Annotated in this window: 3 protein-coding genes; all 3 read left to right on the forward strand. The window is 64.3% G+C overall.

Annotated features, from left to right (window positions below):
- The first annotated feature begins 351 nt into the window (after window positions 1–351).
- The 3 genes from R4P47_RS24900 to R4P47_RS24910 are packed head-to-tail and all read left to right on the forward strand — an operon-like array spanning window position 352 to window position 2,351.
- Window positions 352–1,140 (forward strand): GntR family transcriptional regulator, encoded by a 789-nt coding sequence (locus tag R4P47_RS24900; RefSeq protein ID WP_008720425.1) that lies wholly within the window; start codon window positions 352–354, stop codon window positions 1,138–1,140.
- Window positions 1,141–1,168: 28 nt separating this feature from the next.
- The gene (locus R4P47_RS24905) at window positions 1,169–1,507 is read left to right on the forward strand and encodes a rhodanese-like domain-containing protein (RefSeq protein WP_008720426.1); all 339 of its coding nucleotides are present in this window, start codon (window positions 1,169–1,171) and stop codon (window positions 1,505–1,507) included.
- A 1-nt stretch (window position 1,508) separates the two neighbouring features.
- On the forward strand, window positions 1,509–2,351 hold the full coding sequence (locus R4P47_RS24910) for a sulfite exporter TauE/SafE family protein (protein ID WP_008720427.1): 843 nt from the start codon (window positions 1,509–1,511) through the stop codon (window positions 2,349–2,351).
- Window positions 2,352–2,528: the final 177 nt, after the last annotated feature.

Consider the following 2,528-nt stretch of genomic DNA (forward strand, 5'->3'; position numbering starts at 1 on the left):
GCCCTGTCGGCTCGCTGCGCCACCGACGGTGAGCAGACCCCAGACCGAGCAGGACCCCGGGCGACACTCCTGATCCGGCACCGACTGGCCTGACCCGGGACCGACTGGGAGGCGACGTGATGCCGCGTCGCTACGCGGACGGATTCACCAGGTTCGGCGCGATCTCCACCAGGCGCTCGTTCGTGCTCGGCGAGACTTTGTCGATGCGAAGGTCGTCTTGTTGCGTGTCGACCTGCGCAGAGCATCTCCCGTCCGTACGGATGTACGTACATTTGTTGTACAGTGGCCCCGAGGGCCAGCAGTCGGCGGCTCGAATTCGGATTCCGACACAGATCGACAGGAGGGCCTTTGATGGTTGAACCCGATCGCAGTGCCGCGCTCGACCGCTCCAGTGCGATGCCGCTGTGGGCGCAACTGCATGCTGATCTGGTCCGCCGAATCGGTGACGACGAATTCGCCGGCTCCGAGTTCCCGGGCGAGCATGCGTTGACGACGAGCTACGGGGTGAGCCGTCACACCACCCGCGAGGCCCTGCGGCACCTGCGGAACGAAGGAATCTTGATTGCAGAGCGTGGCCGGCCTTCTCGGTTGGCGGCTCCGCCGGTGATCGAGCAGCCACTCGGTGCGCTCTACAGTCTCTTCGCTGCGGTGGAAGCCACGGGTGTTGCTCAGCACAGCGTGGTGCGTGTACTCGAACTGCGGACCGACCCCGCGGTGGCCGCTACCCTGCGGGTCGGTCCCAAGGCGCCGCTGCTCTACCTAGAGCGCATCCGTATGGCAGGGACCATGCCGTTGGCGCTCGACCGTGCCTGGTTGCCGGGGGATCTGGCACGCGACCTCCTGGATGCGGACTTCACTCACACGGCTCTCTACATCGAGCTCGAGAAGCGTTGCGGCATCCGCCTGACCGGTGGCCGCGAGGACGTCACTGCCGTCGTCCCGGATCCGGAGGATGCGGCAGCACTCGAACTCGATTCGAAGACCTCCGCGCTGTCGATCCGCCGTTCGGGTTGCATGAATTCCCGGCCGGTGGAGTTGCGGCACACAGTGATTCGAGGAGATCGGTTCACCGTCTCGGCCACGTTCTCACCGAGCGACGGCTATCGCTTCGTGCCGGCCACGCCGCTGCACGCCCTGTAAGCACCCACTGATCCAAGGAGCGTTCTTCATGACTGGAGCACCACCGGAAGCCGATCCGGCCGCCGCACACGCTTTGATCGCCGAATCGGGAGCCATCCTGATCGATGTCCGCGAGGACGACGAATGGGCAGCCGGCCACGCCCCGGACGCCGTCCATGTACGCCTCGGCGATCTCGATCCTGCTGCCTATCCTCCCGAGCAGAAATTGGTCGTGGTGTGCCGCTCGGGCGCTCGGTCGAGCAAAGCTGTCGCGGCCCTCACCGATGCCGATCGCACGGCGCACAATCTGTCGGGCGGTATGATGGCGTGGCACGAAGACGGCCGCCCTGTGGTCCGTGATGACGGCACGCCCGGCTCAGTAATTTGACATGGTCGCCATCCTCGCGATCGCAGTCGCCGCAGGGATTCTCATCGGGCTTTCCCTCGGCGCGCTCGGTGGTGGGGGATCGATACTGACTGTTCCTGCTCTGGTGTACCTCCTGGCGGTTGAACCGCAATCGGCAACGAGCGCCTCGCTGATCATTGTCGGAATCACCTCGATCATCGCGGCCATCAGCCATGCGCGAGCACGGCACGTTCGGTGGCGGGCAGCGGCAGTGTTCGGACTTCTGGGCGCGGGCACCGCCTTCGGTGGGTCGATCCTCAACCGATCGGTCGACCCGCAGATTTTGCTGCTCGCATTCGCGGCTCTGATGATCGTCGCCGCCGGTGCGATGCTGCGCCGCACCCGGCGAGGACACGATGCCGACCTACCGACGCCGAACCCGGTCGAGACCGCGGAAACACGGTCGAGCGCCGTCGCGGTCGCCGCCAAGCCCACGAAAGTGAAGATCACTACTTCGCAGGTGGTCAAGCTGGTCGCCTCCGCGCTCGTCGTCGGCTGCCTCACCGGGTTTCTGGGAGTGGGCGGCGGATTCCTCATCGTCCCCGCCCTGGTTCTGGCACTGGGCTATTCGATGCCCGTCGCGGTCGGAACGTCACTGGTGATCATCTCCATCACCAGCGCGGGAGCCTTCACCGAACGCCTCGGCACGGGTGCCACCATCCCGTGGGAGATCGTCGTACCGTTCACTTTCGCGGCAATTACAGGCTCGTTCGCAGGAAAAGTCATCAGCGACAGAGTTTCTGCCACCACACTCACCCGTAGCTTCGCAGCCCTGTTATTCGTCGTAGCCGTCTACGTCACCGTCCAGGCATCCATGGCCCTGTAACGCACATCGTTGTGCATCACAGAGCCTATTTCTGCGCATGCAAATGCGTGACGTGTGTGGTCTCGGGACATACCTAACTGATCGTCACCGGGACATCGTTAAGGGAGTGTCAGATTAACGGTGGATCCGACCTTGGCGTCGGTTAGTTTCCGTTCGGGGTGATGCGTCCTTCGAAGG

The sequence above is a fragment of the Rhodococcus sp. IEGM 1370 genome (assembly GCF_033142325.1).
Taxonomy (GTDB): Bacteria; Actinomycetota; Actinomycetes; order Mycobacteriales; family Mycobacteriaceae; genus Rhodococcoides.